This window comes from Adlercreutzia sp. DFI.6.23, from assembly GCF_024462535.1.
Lineage (GTDB): Bacteria > Actinomycetota > Coriobacteriia > Coriobacteriales > Eggerthellaceae > Adlercreutzia > Adlercreutzia rubneri.
Window position 1 is genome coordinate 1 of the sequence record NZ_JANGBP010000866.1, and the last position, 257, is coordinate 257.

General features: G+C 61.9%; 1 tRNA gene. It reads left to right on the forward strand.

The annotated features are described in order from the left end of the window. Positions 1-76 precede the first annotated feature (76 nt). Positions 77-153, forward strand: a tRNA-Glu gene (locus NE591_RS15810). Positions 154-257 lie beyond the last annotated feature (104 nt).

A 257-nucleotide genomic window follows, 5' to 3' on the forward strand; every position in this document is an offset into this window, starting at 1 on the left:
TTCGAATCCGGTCGGAGCTACCAGGGAAATCGGGCCGGGAGGCAACTATCCTCCCGGCTTTATGAAGCGCATACGTGGCTCCGTCGTCTATCGGTTTAGGACGCCGCCCTCTCAAGGCGGAGGTCGCCGGTTCGAATCCGGTCGGAGCTACCAGGGAAATCGGGCCGGGAGGCAACTATCCTCCCGGCTTTATGAAGCGCATACGTGGCTCCGTCGTCTATCGGTTTAGGACGCCGCCCTCTCAAGGCGGAGGTCGC